Here is a 16,286-nt window from a genome sequence, read left to right as displayed (position 1 = left end):
AAGCCAGCGCGACAGCCTGGCGCTGGTCGAACGCCTGGTGAGCGCCGGCGCTGCCAGCGAACTCGACCGGCTCCGTGCCGAGGCCTTGCTGCGCTCGGTGGAGGTGGCCGCGCCCGAGCTGGAGCGCCGCCGCGCGGCTTCCGTCAACGCGCTGGCCGTCCTGCTTGGCGAAGTGCCGCAGACGTTCAGCCTTCCCGCCGCCACGCCGGCAAGTGAGGCGCTGACGTTGCGCACGATCGCTGTGGGCGATCCTGCCACGCTGCTCGCGCGGCGCGCCGATATCGCGGCGGCCGAGCGCAACCTTGCCGCCGCGACCGCCCGCATCGGCATCGCCACGGCTGGCCTGTATCCGGAAGTGCAGGTGGCGGGTTCCATCGGACTCGTCGCGGGCAGTCTCGATGCGCTGGGCGACGCTGGCATGCAGTCGGGCTTTGTCGGCCCCGTCATCCGCTGGAATCTGTTCGATGCCGGGCGCGTGCGCGCCCGCATCGCCGCCAGCGAGGCGCGTACCCGGGAAGCCTTGATCGCCTACGACCAGACCGTCTTGCGGGCGCTGCAGGAAACGGACGATGCCTTCAAAGCCTACGGCACCGCAGGCAGCACGCTCGGCTTGCGGCTGCTGGAGTCGGCGGCAAACCGCGAGGCTGCGCGTCTTGCCAGGCTGCAGTTTTCGGCAGGCGCAGGCCTCTACCTGGATGTGCTCGAAGCGGAACGGGCCGACTTTGCCAGCCGGCGTGCGCTGGCGGTGGCCCGCACCAACCAGCGGCTTGCCGTTGTCAGCATCTACAAGGCGCTGGGCGGCGGCTGGGAGGTCTGCGCGCAGGCAGGTGACGACTGTGGCAGCGCCGCAGCGCTGGCGCGCTCGGGTCTGTCGCAATAGCTGGCCGGCAGGCCTTGACCTTGCCGCGGCGGCATTGAATCGACTACTCGTCCATAGGCAAGCGGTGCTCACCGGCGGCGCCGTGTCGGGCGATGCCATGCCCGGGGCCTGCAGGATTTTATGGCTGCAAAGTTCATGCCGCCGGACCGCCATCGATGAAGCAGGCCGCCAGGCGGATGCGTATCGCAGGCGGCCCGCGCCCGGAGCGGCTGCATGCCGGGCTGACGTCCGCAGAAGTAGCAGCACGTCGCCAGGCGTCTGGCCGAGCCGATGGCCGAGACGGAACAGGGGCCGCAGGCGCCGCATCGCAAACCCCGGTTCGGCCTCGATACGCCGGCATCATCATGCCAGCGCGCCGCCCTGGTTCCCCATTCATGAACCGGGCAAGCGCCGCCGTTCCTGTTGAACGATGAACGGCTTGTGCATCTGATTCGGTTTTCCCTATTGACCATGCCAGCGTTGTAAGCCGAACACTCCTGATCAATCGCAATCAGCGGGAAATTGATCTGGAGAACTCTAATGCAACAATTGATACCTGATCCGAAGAGGTGGGCGGCGCTGGCCTTGCTGTGCGCCGCGCAGTTCATCGTGATCCTTGATACCTCCATCATCGGCGTGGCACTGCCTGCCATGCAGCGCGACCTGGGCTTCAGCGCCAGCGGGCTGAGTTGGATTTTCAATGCCTATGTCATCGCCTTTGGCGGCTTGCTGCTGCTGGGTGGACGGCTGGGCGACCTGCTTGGCGCCCGCCGCATCTTTGCCAGCGGATTTGCCATCCTCACCGCCGCTTCGCTGCTGGCCGGCCTGGCACACAGCCAGGACATGCTGCTGGCCGGCCGCGCCCTGCAGGGAGTGGGCGCCGCATTGATCGCGCCGTCCGCACTGGCAATCATCATGCGCCTTTTCGGCCATGATGGTGCCGAACTTGGCAAGGCATTCGGCTTGTGGGGCGCCGCGGCTGCCGCAGGCGGCTCCGCTGGCGTGTTTCTAGGCGGCGTCATCACCGAATGGATGACGTGGCAGTGGACCTTCCTGATCAACGTGCCGCTCGGCCTGCTCGTGCTGGCCCTGGTTCCCGCCGTGCTCCGCAAGTCCGCGTGCAGCAGTGGGGCCGTCGACTGGTTTGGCGCGATCAGCGTCACTGGTGCGCTGGTCACCCTGGTGTATGCCATCGTCACCATCGAATCTGCCAGCCTTGGTTCCGTGCCGCTTTTGCCCGTTTCCGCCGGACTGTTCGCCGTCTTCCTGATCAGCCAGTTTGTGCGGCGCGAACCGCTGCTTCCCCTGAGCATCTTCAAGGCGAAGAATTTGGCGGCAGGCAATTTTGTGATGGCGTTGCTGGGGGCCGCCTGGATTCCGCTCTGGTTCTTCCTGAACTTGTATCTACAGCAGATTCTTGGCCTCTCGGCGCTGGCCAGCGGCCTGGCGCTCCTGCCGATGACCATCACGATCATGCTCGTGATGGTGGGATTTTCTGGCAAGCTGATTGGCCGCTTTGGCGCCAAGACGAATCTCGTGCTTGGCTTGTTGCTGATGGCTGGCGCGCTGGTGATGTTTGCCAACTTGCCGCTCAACGGTTCCTACGTGGCGCACGTGCTCCCGGCCTCCATGCTTGCCGCCCTGGGCATGGCCCTGGCGTATATTCCGACGACCATGACCGGCATGGCCGGCGCCAGGCCCGAGGAAACGGGCCTCGCTTCAGGCCTGATCAATACGAGCTACCAGGTCGGCTCCGCCATCGGTCTCGCCATCATGGTTGCGCTTTCGACCTCCGGTAGCGGCCCTGGCGGCGGCCATGCCGCCGAAGGCATGCTGGCCGGTTTTCAGGCGGCATTCCTGGGCGCTGGCATCGCCGCCGGCGCGGCCGCGTTCGCCGCGCTGGTGTGCGTTGCATCGGCCAGCCCGCAACGCGAAGTGCCGGTGGGCTGACCCCCGGCAGTTGGCGGACGCTGGCAATGCTGCACGAGGGCTGTGCGGAGCGGCCCCAGGCGTACCGTTGGGCAGGCCCGGCGGTACTACCGCATGACGCACGCGCCTCCTGCATTACCATGCCTTGCATGGCTGTTCCTGGACGTGCGCCGCCGGTATTGGCGGTGCGCGCTGCGTCGCAGCCACGCCTGCGCGGCGACGCCCGCGCATTTCATCCCCCGTTTCCGCCCGCCTATCCGCGTATTTCCGTGCCCCGTCGCTGTAATCAACCTGGCAACTTCATCTTGGCCTATGATTTGCTGGCACGTACATATTTATGATCTTTTCCCTTCATCCCCAACCATGAGGTGTCCATGATTCGCTATGCCCTGCCTGCCCTGTTGTTTGCCGCCGCCCTGCCGGCGCATGCCCAAGTCCCTGCCAATGACACGCCGCTGATCGAGCGGGCGAAGATCTTTGGCAACCCCAGCAAGTCTGGCGGGCGCATCAGCCCGGATGGCAAGTGGCTGTCGTGGATCGCGCCGCGCGATGGCGTGCTCAATGTGTGGGTGGCGCCGGCCAGCGACCTGGCGCAGGCGCGGCCGTTGACGCAAGAGACAGTACGCCCCATCCGCAGCAGCTTCTGGTCGCCCGATTCCAGTACCCTGCTGTTCATCCAGGACAAGGGCGGCGATGAAAACTTCCTGCTGTACGGCGTCAATGTGGCGACGGGCAAGCAGATCAATTACACGCCGTTCGAGAAAACCCGCGCACGGGTGATCCAGATCAGCAGCAAGGTCAAGGACCGCATCCTCGTGGGCATCAATAACCGCGATGCGCGCTGGCACGATGTGTACAGCCTGGACCTGGCCAGCGGCAAGCTGACCCTGGTGCAGCAGAATGATGGCTATGCAGGTTTCCTGGCCGACGAGCAGCTCAAGCTGCGCATCGCCAGCAAGGCGCGCGCCGATGGCGGCATGCAGTATTTCCGCATGAGCGATGGCAAGGCCGAGAGTGCGCCGCTGGCCGAAGTGGGGCTGGAAGACTCGCAGACGACGTCGCCGCTGGCCTTCACGGCCGATGGCAAGACTTTGTACTGGACCGATTCGCGCGGCCGCAATACCTCGGCGCTGCTGGCGCAGGACGTCGCCAGCGGCAAGACCACGGTGGTGGCGCAAGACCCGCGCGCCGACATTTCGGACGCGCTGTACGATACGCGCACGGGCAAGGTGCAAGCCTACACGGTCGACTACCTGCAGCAGGAATACCTGCCGCTGACGGACGACCTGAAGGCCGACCTGGCCTTCCTGAAGAAGAACACCGAGGGCCAGTTCAATATTACGTCGCGCACGGAAGCGGACGACAAATGGCTGGTCGGCGTGGATGCCGTCACGGCGCCCGCGTCAAGCTGGCTGTATGACCGCAAGAGCAAGAAGCTGACGCAGCTGTACGTCACGCGGCCCGAGCTGGTGGGCGCGCCGCTGGTGCCCATGTATCCGCAGGAAATCAAGGCGCGCGACGGCCTGACGCTGGTGTCCTACCTGACCTTGCCGCACGCATCGAAGGCGGGCGCCGGCGGCAAGGCCACCCAGGCGGTGCCGATGGTGCTGCTGGTGCATGGCGGCCCGTGGGCGCGCGATACCTACGGCTACAACGGCTACCACCAGTGGCTGGCCAACCGCGGCTACGCGGTGCTGTCGGTGAACTACCGTGGTTCGACTGGTTTCGGCAAGCAGTTCATCTCGGCCGGCGACCTGCAGTGGGGCCGCAAGATGCATGACGACTTGCTCGATGCGGTGCAGTGGGCCGTGAAGAGCGGCGTGACGACGGCCGACAAGGTAGCCATCATGGGCGGCTCGTACGGCGGCTACGCCACCCTGGCCGGCATGGCGTTCACCCCCACGACATTTGCCTGCGGCGTCGACATCGTCGGCCCGTCCAACCTGTTTACGCTGCTGCAAACCATCCCGCCGTACTGGGAAGCGGGCAAGCAGCAGTTCTACAAGCGCATGGGCGACCCGACCACGGAAGAGGGCCGCGCACTGCTGAAGGAACGCTCGCCGCTGAACTTCGCGCAGAATATCCAGCGTCCATTGCTGATCGGGCAGGGCGCGAACGACCCGCGCGTCAACGTGGCCGAATCGGACCAGATCGTGGCGGCCATGGCGGCAAAGAATATCCCCGTCACCTATGTGCTGTTCCCGGACGAAGGCCATGGCTTTGCGCGCCCCGTCAACAACATCGCCTTCAACGCGGTGACGGAAAACTTCCTGGGCCAGTGCCTCAACGGGAGGGCCGAGCCGATCGGCGCCACCTTGAAGGCATCGACCGCGCAGGTCAAGCACGGCGCAGAGTTTGCGCCGGGGCTGAAGGAAGCGATGCGCTAACCCCGCAGTGCCAGCGGCGTGGCTGGCCGGGCGCCATGCCCGGCGCGCCGTGCCGCCGCCTGTGGACCCGGCGCATGGCGCCGGACACGGTCGCTAGCAAGGTGACAGCCTCCGGCGCGTGAGTCGAAGCGGGTGGCAACATTGCCCGCAGCGCGCGCGGCAGAGTTACGCGCCTTGATGTTGTCTGCACGCAACAGTGCCGCACCCCGGCGGCAGTGCAACGGCACGCCGCCGGGAGACTGGGTGTTTGTCAGGCAAATGCTATCCGCACCTGCGGAATGCGCGGTGATTCCCCATTGCCGCTATACAAAATATGGTGCTGCGATGCCCATGCTCGTCAATATCCATGACACGGTCCAGCAAAGATACGCTTTGTTACGGCACCGTCACGCCTTGATCGTTGTTAAATGCGCTATCAATGAGTACATTTACGCACGACAATTGATTATTGTTAAATGTGGTTATTTTTAACAACAGTCTGGAGTTGCGTTTTTTGTCGCTCGTAGTAGCATATATTGACTCAAAGCAAGGTTTAAGCGTGCTGTGACGCTTGTTCAGATGCGGCTGGCAATGGGTGTCGACGTTGCCATATTCGGGCGAGATCCGGTTTTAAAAATGTACTGAAAGAAAATAATGTCCCTAAATTTCGCGAAATTTGGATGGTTGACCGCGCCTGCCGGCGCCGTTGACCATTCCGGCGCTGGTGCGCGCAGCACGCCGCCTGCCATGCTGCGGCCACCGACGTGGCTGATGCGCATGACGGCGGCCCTGCTGTTTGCCGTGCTGTCCCTGTGCTCGTACCAGGCTTCGGCGGCGAGTACCTGTCCGAGTCCGCGCGCCGTCAGCATCGTAGCGGGGGGGGAATATTACGAGGATTACACCAATGCGCCTTGCTCCCAGTTTGGCCTGACGGGCACCCTGGTGGCGCCGCTGTATGGCACGCTGGAAGATTCCAATGCGACGAATGCCGTGCGCTACCGGAATACCAATCTCAGCGCGACTTCGGATACATTTACCGTCCGGGATGATGTGGGGCAGCCCATCGTCTACAACGTCACGATCACCTCGGCCATCGTGGTGGCGCCGGCCACCGTGCCAAATGCTACGGTGGCCCAGGCATACCCCACGACAACGTTTACATCGACGGGTGGCGCGGCGCCATACACTTACGCCATCAGCGCTGGCGCCTTGCCGGCTGGCATGAGCCTGAGTGCTGGCGGCGTGCTGTCGGGTACGCCGACGGCGGGCGGTACCTTCAACTTCACCGTGCGCGCCACCGACTCGCTGGCCGTGAACGGCACGCGCCCTTATACACTGACGGTCTCCGCGCCCACCATCGCCATCTTGCCGACGACCCTGCCGGCAATGACATCCGGTGTCGCCTACAGCCAGACGATAGCCGCCAGCGGCGGCGCCGGCACGTACACCTATGCCAGAACGGCCGGCAGTCTGCCCGCAGGCTTGACCCTGGCATCGAACGGCACCCTGTCCGGCACGCCCACGGCGGCCGGAGCCTACAGTTTTACTGTCACCGCGACCGACAGCAGTACCGGCGCCGGCCCCTATTCGGGCGCGCGCGCCTATTCCGGCACGGTAGCGCCTGGTGCACCGACGGCCGGCGCCGCCAGCGCCACGGTGGCCTACGGCAGCAGCGCCAACCCGATTACCCTGAACCTGAGCGGCGGTGCGGCGACGTCCGTGGCGGTGGCGTCTGCCGCCTCGCACGGCACGGCGACGGCCAGCGGCACCAGCATCACCTATACGCCGACGGCAGGTTACGGCGGGCCGGACAGCTTTACCTATACGGCCAGCAACGGCGTCGGCACTTCGACGCCGGCCACCGTGACGATCACGGTTGCCAGCCCCACCATCGTCCTTGCACCGAGCACCGTGCCGGCGGCAACCGTCGCGCTAGCCTACAGCCAGACTGTGACGGCCGCGAACGGCACGGGTCCCTACACTTACGCCATCAGCGCCGGCTCCCTGCCGACCGGACTCAGCCTGAATACGGCTACCGGTACGCTGTCGGGTACGCCGACGGCCGGCGGCGTCTTTAACTTCACAGTGCGCGCCACGGACAGTTCGACGGGCGACGGTCCGTACGCGGGCGCGCGCGCCTACTCGCTGACGGTGGCGTCGCCGACGCTCGGCGTCGCCCCGTCGACCCTGCCTGTGCCGACAGTGGGCGTGGCCTATAGCCAGGCCATTACCGCCAGCGGCGGCACGGCAGCGTACAGCTATGCCGTCACCGCCGGCAGCGTGCCTGCGGGCTTGACCCTGGCGGCGAACGGTACCTTGTCCGGCACGCCCACAACTGCTGGCGCCTACAGCTTTACGGTCACCGCGACCGACAGCAGTGGCGGCGCCGGCCCCTATACGGGGGGGCGCGCGTATTCCGGCACGGTAGCGGCCGGTGCGCCGACGGCCGGCGCCGTCAGCGCCACGGTGGCCTACGGCAGCAGCGCCAACCCGATCACCCTGAACCTGAGCGGCGGTGCCGCAACATCGGTAGCGGTGGCGTCCGCCGCCAGCCATGGCACGGCGACCGCCAGCGGTACCAGCATCACGTATACGCCGACGGCAGGTTACGGCGGGCCGGACAGCTTTACCTACACGGCCAGCAACGGCGTCGGCACCTCGACGCCGGCCACCGTGACGATCACGGTTGGCGTGCCAACTGTGACGCTGACGCCCACCACGGTGCCGGCGGGAGCCGTCGGCGTGGCCTACAGCCAGAACGTGACGGCCGCGAACGGCACGGGGCCGTACACTTATGCCATCAGCGCCGGATCCCTGCCGGCCGGACTCAGCCTGAATACGGCTACCGGTACGCTGTCGGGTACACCGACGGCCGGCGGCGTCTTCAACTTTACCGTGCGCGCCACGGACAGTTCGACGGGCAGCGGCCCGTATTCGGGTGCGCGCGCCTACTCGCTGACGGTGGCGGCGCCGGCGCTCAGCGTCGCCCCGTCGACCCTACCGGCGCCGACAGTGGGCGTGGCCTACAGCCAGGCCATTACCGCCAGCGGCGGCACGGCAGCGTACAGCTATGCCGTCACCGCCGGCAGCGTGCCTGCGGGCTTGACCCTGGCGGCGAACGGTACCCTGTCCGGCACGCCCACAACTGCTGGTGCCTACAGCTTTACCGTGACTGCCACTGATAGCAGCACCGGCATCGGCGCGCCATTCTCGGCTTCGCTCGCGTATTCCGGCACGGTAGCGGCCGGTGCGCCGACCGCTGGAGCTGTCAGCGCCACGGTGGCGTTTGGCAGCAGCGCCAACCCGATCACCCTGAACCTGGGCGGCGGCGGGGCGACCTCGGTTGCCGTCGCTTCCGGCGCCTCGCACGGCACGGCGACGGCCAGCGGCACCAGCATCACCTATACACCGACGCCAGGTTACGGCGGGCCGGACAGCTTTACCTACACGGCCAGCAACGGCGTGGGTACCTCGGCACCGGCTACCGTGAGCGTTACCGTGGGCGTGCCCACGGTCAGCCTGGCGCCGGCCAGCTTGCCCAATCCAACGGCGGAAACGCCGTATAGCGCGACCATCACGGCGGCGGGCGGCACGTCACCGTATACCTACAGCGTCAGCGCCGGCAGCCTGCCTGCCGGCCTGAGCCTGAATACGGCCACCGGCGTGCTGTCCGGTACGCCGACCGTGGCCGGCAGTTTCAGCTTCAGCCTGCGGGCCAGCGACAGCAGTACGGGCGTGGGCGCGCCATTCAGCGCGACCAACAGCTATACCCTGAGCATTGCCGCACCGACGATCGCCGTGACGCCTGCCAGCTTGCCTGCTGCAGCGGCGGCCACGCCGTACAGCCAGCAACTGACGGCTACCGGTGGCGTCGGACCGTATGTCTATACGGTAGCGAGTGGCAGCCTGCCGACGGGCCTGACCTTGAACGGCAGCGGTTTGCTCAGCGGTACGCCAACGGCGGCCGGCAGCTTCAGCTTGACCGTGCAAGCACAGGATGCGCACCTGTTTACTGGCGCGCAAAGCTATACCTTCGCGGTGTCGTCGGCCAACGTCAACCTGACCTTGCCGAGCTTGCCTAATCCCACGGCGGCAAGCCCGTACAGCGCCACCTTCACGGCGGCGGGCGGCACGGCGCCGTACAGCTACAGCATCAGCAGCGGCAGCTTGCCACCTGGCCTGAGCCTGAACGCCGCCACCGGCGTGCTGTCGGGCACGACGAATGTGGCCGGCAGCTTCCCGTTCAGCATCAAGGTGAGCGACAGCAGCACCGGCACGGGGGCGCCATTCAGCGCCACCAGCAGCTATACCATGGTGGTGGCCGCGCCGACCCTGACCCTGACGCCAGCCAGCCTGGCCGGCATCCGTATCGCCGAAGCCTACAGCCAGGCCTTCACGGCTGGCGGCGGCGTGGCACCGTATGTGTACACGCTGAGCAGCGGTACCTTGCCCACGGGCTTGGCGCTCGATGTGGCCACGGGCGTGCTGAGCGGCACGCCGACAGCGGCGGGCAGCTTCACCTTCACCCTGCAGGCAAAAGATGCCAACCAGTTCACGGTGCAGCACGCCTTGACCCTGCAGGTGACCCAGGCGCCGCCACCGGTGGCCAATGAAACGGCGATTACGCCGGCAAACCAGGAAGTGAGCCTGAATATCGCTTCCACCGATGGCAGCCCGATCACGGATGTCACCATCGTCACGCCGCCGCAGCATGGCCGCGTCACGGTGACGACGACGGCTGCATCGGCGCGCATGGCGCGCGCCGCCACCGGCGCCAGCTTCAAGGTGACATATGTGCCGAATGCCGATTACTTCGGTGCGGACAGTTTCGCCTACACGGCAACGGGCCCGGGCGGCACGTCGGCGCCCGCCACCGTCAGCCTGACCGTCGCGCCCTTGCCGCCGCCAGTGCCCGTGGTCAAGACTGCCACGGCGGAACCTGGTGGATCCGTCACCCTGAACGTGACGGAAGGCGCCACCGGCGGCCCGTTCACGGCAGTGGCCATCACCACGCAGCCGACGAGCGGCACGGCGGTGGTCAGCGGCCTGAAGATTGTCTACACGCCAGGCGTCGATAGCAGCGGTGATATCAGCATCGGCTACACCCTGTCGAACGTGTTCGGCACCTCGGCGCCGATCAAGGCCAGTATCAACGTCAACCCGATGCCGCAAGTGGTGAGCCTGAGCGCCACGGTGGTAGCCGGCCTGGCGGTGAATGTCGACCTGACGGCGGGCGCCACGGGCGGACCGTTCACGGCGGCCAATGTGCTGAGCGTGGCGCCGGAGAGCGCGGGCAAGGCGGTGGTGCGCGATGTCGGCACGGCCGGCAAGCCGCTGTATCAGCTGAGCTTTACGGCGTCGGGCAAGTTTGCCGGCGCGGCCGTGGTCAGCTACACCCTGAGCAACGCCTACGCCACCTCGAAGCCGGGCGTGGTCAACGTGACGGTGACGGCGCGTGCCGACCCGTCGACCGATCCGGAAGTGATCGGCCTGCAGGCGGCGCAAGCCGATGCGGCGCGGCGCTTCGCCACGGCGCAGCTGTCGAACTTCACGCAGCGCCTGGAAAGCCTGCACGGCGACGGCTGGGGCCGCTCGAACTTTGGCCTGAACCTGACGCCGTCGAACGACAGCGGCAACCCGACGGCGGCCCTGGCGCGCTGGCAGGAACAGGAAGCGGACCGCGTGTTCGGCACGGCCGTGAAGCCGTATATGCGCAAGGCTTCCCTGCGCCAGCCCGATGCCGGTTTCAGCGGCGACAAGGCGGGCGCGGATGTAGGCCAGGCAGCAAACGGCTTGCCGGACATGCCGCAGCGTCCGGAGTCGCAGAAGCAGGCCCTGTCGCTGTGGCTGGGTGGCGCGGTGGACTTTGGCCAGCACTATGTGAACGGCCGCGAGACGGGCTTCCGCTTCCGCACCAATGGCGTGAGCGTGGGTGGCGACTACCGTATCAGCGACCTGGCGACCCTGGGCGTGGGTGCCGGTTTCAGCCATGACCGCAGCGACGTGGGCCAGAACGGCAGCCGCAGCACGGCCGACAGCGCCGTGGCGGCCGTGTATGGCAGCCTGCGTCCGAGCAAGGGCGTCTTCCTCGATGGCGTGCTCGGCTATGGCACCTTGCAGTACGACGCCTCGCGCTACCTGACCGATGGCAGCGGTTTCGCCACGGGCGAACGCGACGGCAAGCAAGTGTTTGGCGCGCTGGTGGGTGGCATGGAAATGCGCCATGAAACGTGGATGTGGTCGCCGTACGGCCGCGTGGAACTGATGTCGGCCAAGCTCGATCCGTACACGGAAACGGCGACGGGCATCAATGCGCTCAGCTACTTCAAGCAGACCGTGCGTTCGCGCATCGGCGCGCTGGGCGTGCGCGCCGAGGGCATCTATGTGGGTGGCCTGGGCACGTGGTTCCCGCGTGCGCGCCTCGAGTACCGCCACCAGTTCGAGGGCGCCGACAATGCGCGCCTGGCGTATGCCGACCTGGCGGCGGACGGCCCCGTGTACGTGATCCGCACGGTGCCGCAGCAGACGGGCAACTGGACGGCGGGCCTCGGCGTGAAGCTGCTGCTGTCGAACGGCATGACATTGACGCTGGACTACAACAGCAATCTGAACATCGATAGCGGACGTACCCAGTCGGTGATCTTCGGCGTGGCCATGCCGCTCAAGTAAACGCCGCACATCAGGGAAGTAACGCCGCGGGGCGGGGGCAGATTGCTCCCGCCCCGCGGCGCATTTGGGGACTGCGAAATGCAGGGCTGGATTGCCCGGATTTTTCCTGCCAAATGCCGTGCCAGGGCGGCCATGATTCCATTAGAATCAAGCCTTGTTTCAACCTCACTGCACACGGAATGGAATACCTGGAATGATGAATGTCCTGACCCTTGAACATTTTGCCGCGCGCGTCAACGAGACGTTTATTTCGCTCAGTGACGGCAATGCCGCCTTTGTCCTGAAGGAAGTGCGCCCGCTGCCGTCAGCGACCCTGGAGGGCATGCTGCGCAAGCCGTTCAGCCTGATGTTTCACAATAGTTCCGCCATCCTGTTCAGCCAGAAAATCTTCCAGATGCAACACGAGGCGTTTGGCGAGGTGGGTATTTTTTTAGTGCCGGTGGCGCGTGACAGTCACGGCTTTCTGTACCAGGCAATATTCAACTGAGCGCGCAAGTGGCCAGTCGATAGCGGAGGGTATCCAGGGCAGGGCGGACGCCATGATGGCGCGGCCCGCCTGGACTGTCAGGTCGCGCGACCTGGATTAATCAAACTGCGGGAATTCGCCTTGCAGGGCGATGCAGAAATTGAGCGCCAGCATCGGCTGGCGGTTTTCATGCGGCTGGCCACCACCGGCGGAGCCGATTGCCGCCGGCGACAGCGTTCCGTTGGGCGGTGTCGATGGCACGAACGCCGAAGTCCCGCCAAGCGCAATCAAGGCATCGCCAGCGAGCGGCGTGTTGTGCTGCAGGGCGGGGGTGGGCTGGCGGTACACATTGAGCTGATGGGTGTGATTGGGCAGCTCCGTGACGTTCAACGTGACACTGTTGCTGCCGAACGTCTCGCCCATCGTGCGCGGCGTCAGTCCCGGTCCCGTGCCCTGGCTGCAGGGCGCACGTCCCGTGAAATTGGGCAGCTGGAAGGTGGTGGTCCCATTCCCGCCATACTGCGTGCCGATCAATGAAAACAGGGCTGAATATTGCTGTATCTGCAGGGTGGCGCCATTACAGCTGGCCCACCCGTAGGGTGTGAAATTGAAGCCAAAGACTTGTATTTCGCCAAGGTATGGTGATGTCACGGTAGGTTCTCCTGATCGATTTTGTGGGCTGCGCTTGCGTGCCGGCGGTTATTGCTGCGATGGGAAAATGCCTGCCCATGCGATGCAAAAGGAGGCGGTCAGTGTCGGCATGGTGTTCGGGTGCGGCAGGTTGCCCCCTGTGGCGCCTACGGCGCTGGTGGACAGCGGATAGGCGGTCAGGCCGGTCAGGTCGCTGGTGTACATCTTGTCGTTATTCGACGGGGCTGCCAACAGCAGATTGTTCGCCGGCGCATTCGCCGTGGCCAGCGTGCTGTTCACATTGAATGGGTGCGTGTGCGCGGGAATCTGGGTCGGCAGCAAGGTCACCGCTTCGCTGCCGCTACGTTGTCCGAGGGGGCGGTTGCTCAGGCCGGGGCCGGTTCCCATGTGCAGGGGAACCTGGCCGCGCAGGTCAGGCACGGCAAAGGTGTTGACGCCGTCGCCGCCGTAGGTGGTGCCCAGCAGGACGAACAGAACTTCGTATTCTGAGATCGGTTTCAGGCTGCCATCGCAGGCGAACCAGCCGCTGGGAATGCGGGGAAAGGAAAACAGGCGAATTTCGCCGACATAGGGTGTGGTCATGACTATGCTCCGTAAGAAGTGGCGGATTCGTTAGTTGCGCGATGGGAAGATACCGCTCAGGGCGATATTGAAGTTGATGACCGAAAACGGCTGCATATTGTTATGCGCCAGATTGCCGCCCGTCAGCCCCAGGGTTTGCGGAGCCAGGGTGACTTGCGGGCCCGCCGAGCCATAGATGGATTCCGCGCCGCTGCCGCCAAACAGGGTATTCGTGGGGTTTTTCGAGGTGCCGCCCGTCGTCACCGTATTGGCCGCATGCGTATGCGGCGGAATCTCGGTCGATATCAAGGTGATATTCTCCGACCCCGCCCGCGTGCCGATCTGGTAAGGGGAAGGTTGCCAAGAAGCATCGACCGACGCACCCGCGCCAACGGGGGTACAGCCTTGCAAGTTAGGCAGGGCAAAAGTGGTGCTGCCGTTGCCGCCATAATAGGTGCCCAGCAATGCAAACAGGGCCTGGTTCTGGGCCACGGGCAGCAATTGCCCGTTACATGCTGCAAATCCACGTGGCGCAAAATTGAATCCGCCCATCATGATTTGTCCTAGGTACACATCAGCCATCGTCGTTCTCCCACGGTTGGAATGCAATAAAATGCCAAATAAGTAATATTTTCCATTTGAAATCAATATTGTGTTTTAAAAAACCCTTTTTGTTATAGTTACTTTATTGAAATCTCGGAGTAGCATACGTTGTCGTATGGCAAGCGTCAATATTTGTTGGCACTCTGTAGAACCTGCAACTGGCAACGCTTGCGGCCTGAATTTACTTTCATTTTTGTCTAAAAAATCCTCTGTATTGGAGAAGTTATGTTGCGTACTTGCAACGCTTTCGTCGGTCGTCCGGCATATTCTTTCCTGCTGTCTTACTGCGCTGGAACATGGCAGCGAATAGCCAGCGCAAGGGCAGGCCGGGCAGCGGCATCCTGCCGTTTTGGACTCTGGTTCGCGTCCCTATGCCTGCTGATGCTGGCGTTCGGTGCCACTCCGGCGCAAGCGGCACCCGGTGATCCGAGTACGAAATGCAATCCCAATCAGAGTTTTACCGTTGCCTCCGGCGCGTCGTACCAGATCGACCTGTCGGCTTGCAGCAGTTTCGGCCTGGTAGACAATGGCGCGACCGCATTGCACGGCACGATTACTGGTCTCGTCAATAACGGTAGCGGTATTGCCACCTATATCAATAACGGCGACGGCGCGCTGTCCGACAGTTTTATCCTGTGGGATGAAGACAGCCAGGCCATCACTTTTACGGTGACTGTCTTGCCTGCTGCCAGCGCTTTCACGGTGTCGCCCGGCAGCGTGCCCGCGCCCGTGATTGGCGTGCCGTACAGCCAGACCATGTCGGCCAGCGGCGGTGTGGCTCCCTACACCTATGTGCTCGATTCCGGCACCTTGCCACCTGGCATCACCGTCTCGTCGAGCGGCGTGATTTCCGGCACCGTGACGGCGACTGGCGCCTATACGTTCGGCGTCAAGGTTACGGATTCGACGGCAGGCACGCCGCTGACCGTCACCAAGAACTATTCCGTGTCGATTGCCGTACCGATCCTGTCCATCACGCCGAGTACGCTGTCGGCCGGCGGACTGTCGACGCCCTACAGCCAGCAGATGTCGACCGCCAACGGCACCGCCCCCTTCACTTACGTGGTGGAGTCGGGCAGCTTGCCGCCTGGCATCACCCTGTCGGGCAGCGGCTTGCTCGCGGGTACACCCACCGCGCTGGGTAACTATAACTTTGTCATCAAATCGACAGATGTTACGGGCGGCAACGGACCATACAACACCTCGCGCAGCTATGCCCTGGCCATCAACGCCCAGCCGCCACCGACCATCACCGCCGTGACGCCGGCCACCGGCCCCAGCAGCGGCGGCACTGCCGTGACCATTACCGGCACGGGCTTTACGGGTGTCACGGCGCTGAAGTTCGGCAGCAACAATGGCTTCGCCGTGACCGTCGTCAATGCCACGACCATGACCGCCACCTCGCCAGCCGGCAGTGCCGGCGTCGTGAACGTGGTGGTGACCGCGAGCGGCGGCACCAGCGCCACCGGCCCCGCGAACCAGTTCACCTACATCCCCGCGCCAGTTGTCAGCAGCATTTCGCCCACGGCCGGCCCGACCGCCGGCGGTACCAGCATCACCATCACGGGAACGGGCTTTACCGGTGCCACGGCGGTGACCTTCGGCGCCACGCCCGCCACCGGCTATACCGTCAACAGCGCCACGCAGATCACGGCGACGGCACCGCCGGGCACGGGCACGGTGGACGTGCGCGTGACGACGGCGGGCGGCACCAGCGCTACCAGCGGGGCCGATCAGTTTACCTACGCGCAGGTACCCACGGTCACCAGCATTTCGCCAACGGCGGGGCCGGCCACCGGCGGTACCACCGTCATCATCACGGGCACGGGCTTTGGCAGCACGACGGCGGTGACGTTCGGCGCCACGGCGGCGAGCGGTTACACCGTCAACAGTGCCACGCAGATCACGGCGACGGCGCCAGCCGGCACAGGTACGGTAGACGTGCGCGTCACCACGGCTGGCGGCACCAGCGCCACCAGCGCCGCCGATCAATTTACCTATGTGCCGGCACCGACGGTGACGGGCATTTCGCCAACGGCGGGGCCGGTCGGCGGCGGTACCACCGTCATCATCACCGGTACGGGGTTTGGCGGCACCACGGCGGTGACCGGGTTTGGCGGCACCACGGCGGTGACCTTCGGCGTACCACGGCAGCCTCCGGCTTTACCGTGAACAGCGCCAC

The 16,286-nt window shown here is 65.0% G+C and carries 10 protein-coding genes; 6 read left to right on the top strand and 4 right to left on the bottom strand.

The annotated features are described in order from the left end of the window. From JaAD80_RS19595 to JaAD80_RS19585, 3 genes are all read left to right on the top strand, one after another. Positions 1–880, top strand: an 880-nt coding sequence (locus JaAD80_RS19595; RefSeq protein WP_146012439.1) for a TolC family protein, incomplete at its 5' end; no start/stop codon positions are given. Positions 881–1,399: 519 nt separating this feature from the next. Continuing rightward, the gene (locus tag JaAD80_RS19590; protein ID WP_102296503.1) at positions 1,400–2,809 is read left to right on the top strand and encodes an MFS transporter; all 1,410 of its coding nucleotides are present in this window, start codon (positions 1,400–1,402) and stop codon (positions 2,807–2,809) included. Positions 2,810–3,162: 353 nt separating this feature from the next. Further along, positions 3,163–5,175, top strand: coding sequence for a S9 family peptidase (locus JaAD80_RS19585; RefSeq protein ID WP_102296502.1), 2,013 nt, complete (start codon positions 3,163–3,165; stop codon positions 5,173–5,175). Positions 5,176–5,729: 554 nt separating this feature from the next. Here the strand turns inward: JaAD80_RS19585 and JaAD80_RS30785 are convergent. Beyond that, positions 5,730–5,933 carry a hypothetical protein gene (locus JaAD80_RS30785; RefSeq protein WP_180979491.1) on the bottom strand — a complete coding sequence of 68 codons (204 nt, stop codon included), beginning with the start codon at positions 5,931–5,933 and terminating at the stop codon, positions 5,730–5,732. On the opposite strand from JaAD80_RS30785, the gene JaAD80_RS19580 reads away from it, so the two are divergent. Further along, positions 5,932–11,823: a putative Ig domain-containing protein gene (locus JaAD80_RS19580; protein WP_180979490.1), complete on the top strand. Its 5,892-nt coding sequence runs from the start codon at positions 5,932–5,934 to the stop codon at positions 11,821–11,823. The two genes, JaAD80_RS30785 and JaAD80_RS19580, sit on opposite strands and share 2 nt — an antisense overlap. Before the next feature lie 154 nt (positions 11,824–11,977). Continuing rightward, positions 11,978–12,310 carry a hypothetical protein gene (locus tag JaAD80_RS19575; protein ID WP_258003095.1) on the top strand — a complete coding sequence of 111 codons (333 nt, stop codon included), beginning with the start codon at positions 11,978–11,980 and terminating at the stop codon, positions 12,308–12,310. 96 nt (positions 12,311–12,406) lie between these two features. Here JaAD80_RS19575 and JaAD80_RS19570 read toward each other — a convergent pair whose 3' ends face one another. The 3 genes from JaAD80_RS19570 to JaAD80_RS19560 are packed head-to-tail and all read right to left on the bottom strand — an operon-like array spanning position 12,407 to position 14,083. Beyond that, the gene (locus tag JaAD80_RS19570) at positions 12,407–12,940 is read right to left on the bottom strand and encodes a phage tail protein (protein WP_102296498.1); all 534 of its coding nucleotides are present in this window, start codon (positions 12,938–12,940) and stop codon (positions 12,407–12,409) included. 48 nt (positions 12,941–12,988) lie between these two features. Then, entirely contained in the window at positions 12,989–13,522 is a 534-nt protein-coding gene (locus JaAD80_RS19565; protein WP_102296496.1) for a phage tail protein, read from the bottom strand. A 30-nt stretch (positions 13,523–13,552) separates the two neighbouring features. After that, positions 13,553–14,083, bottom strand: coding sequence for a phage tail protein (locus JaAD80_RS19560; RefSeq protein WP_102296494.1), 531 nt, complete (start codon positions 14,081–14,083; stop codon positions 13,553–13,555). A gap of 402 nt (positions 14,084–14,485) precedes the next feature. Here JaAD80_RS19560 and JaAD80_RS19555 point away from each other — a divergent pair, with 402 nt between their 5' ends. Then, positions 14,486–16,276, top strand: a complete 1,791-nt coding sequence (locus JaAD80_RS19555; protein WP_102296493.1) for an S-layer family protein — start codon at positions 14,486–14,488, stop codon at positions 16,274–16,276. Positions 16,277–16,286 lie beyond the last annotated feature (10 nt).

Origin of the sequence: Janthinobacterium sp. AD80, from assembly GCF_002878455.1 — a bacterium.
Classification (GTDB): domain Bacteria; phylum Pseudomonadota; class Gammaproteobacteria; order Burkholderiales; family Burkholderiaceae_D; genus Janthinobacterium.
The sequence above is the reverse complement of the archived record's forward strand: the minus strand, read 5'-3'. Positions and strand labels throughout refer to the sequence as shown.

Coding starts and splice junctions, on each gene's coding strand:
- JaAD80_RS19590 (WP_102296503.1), top strand. CDS start 1,400: ATGCAACAATTGATACCTGATCCGAAGAGGTGGGCGGCGCTGGCCTTG.
- JaAD80_RS19585 (WP_102296502.1), top strand. CDS start 3,163: ATGATTCGCTATGCCCTGCCTGCCCTGTTGTTTGCCGCCGCCCTGCCG.
- JaAD80_RS19580 (WP_180979490.1), top strand. CDS start 5,932: ATGACGGCGGCCCTGCTGTTTGCCGTGCTGTCCCTGTGCTCGTACCAG.
- JaAD80_RS30785 (WP_180979491.1), bottom strand. CDS start 5,933: ATGCGCATCAGCCACGTCGGTGGCCGCAGCATGGCAGGCGGCGTGCTG.
- JaAD80_RS19565 (WP_102296496.1), bottom strand. CDS start 13,522: ATGACCACACCCTATGTCGGCGAAATTCGCCTGTTTTCCTTTCCCCGC.
- JaAD80_RS19560 (WP_102296494.1), bottom strand. CDS start 14,083: ATGGCTGATGTGTACCTAGGACAAATCATGATGGGCGGATTCAATTTT.
- JaAD80_RS19555 (WP_102296493.1), top strand. CDS start 14,486: ATGCTGGCGTTCGGTGCCACTCCGGCGCAAGCGGCACCCGGTGATCCG.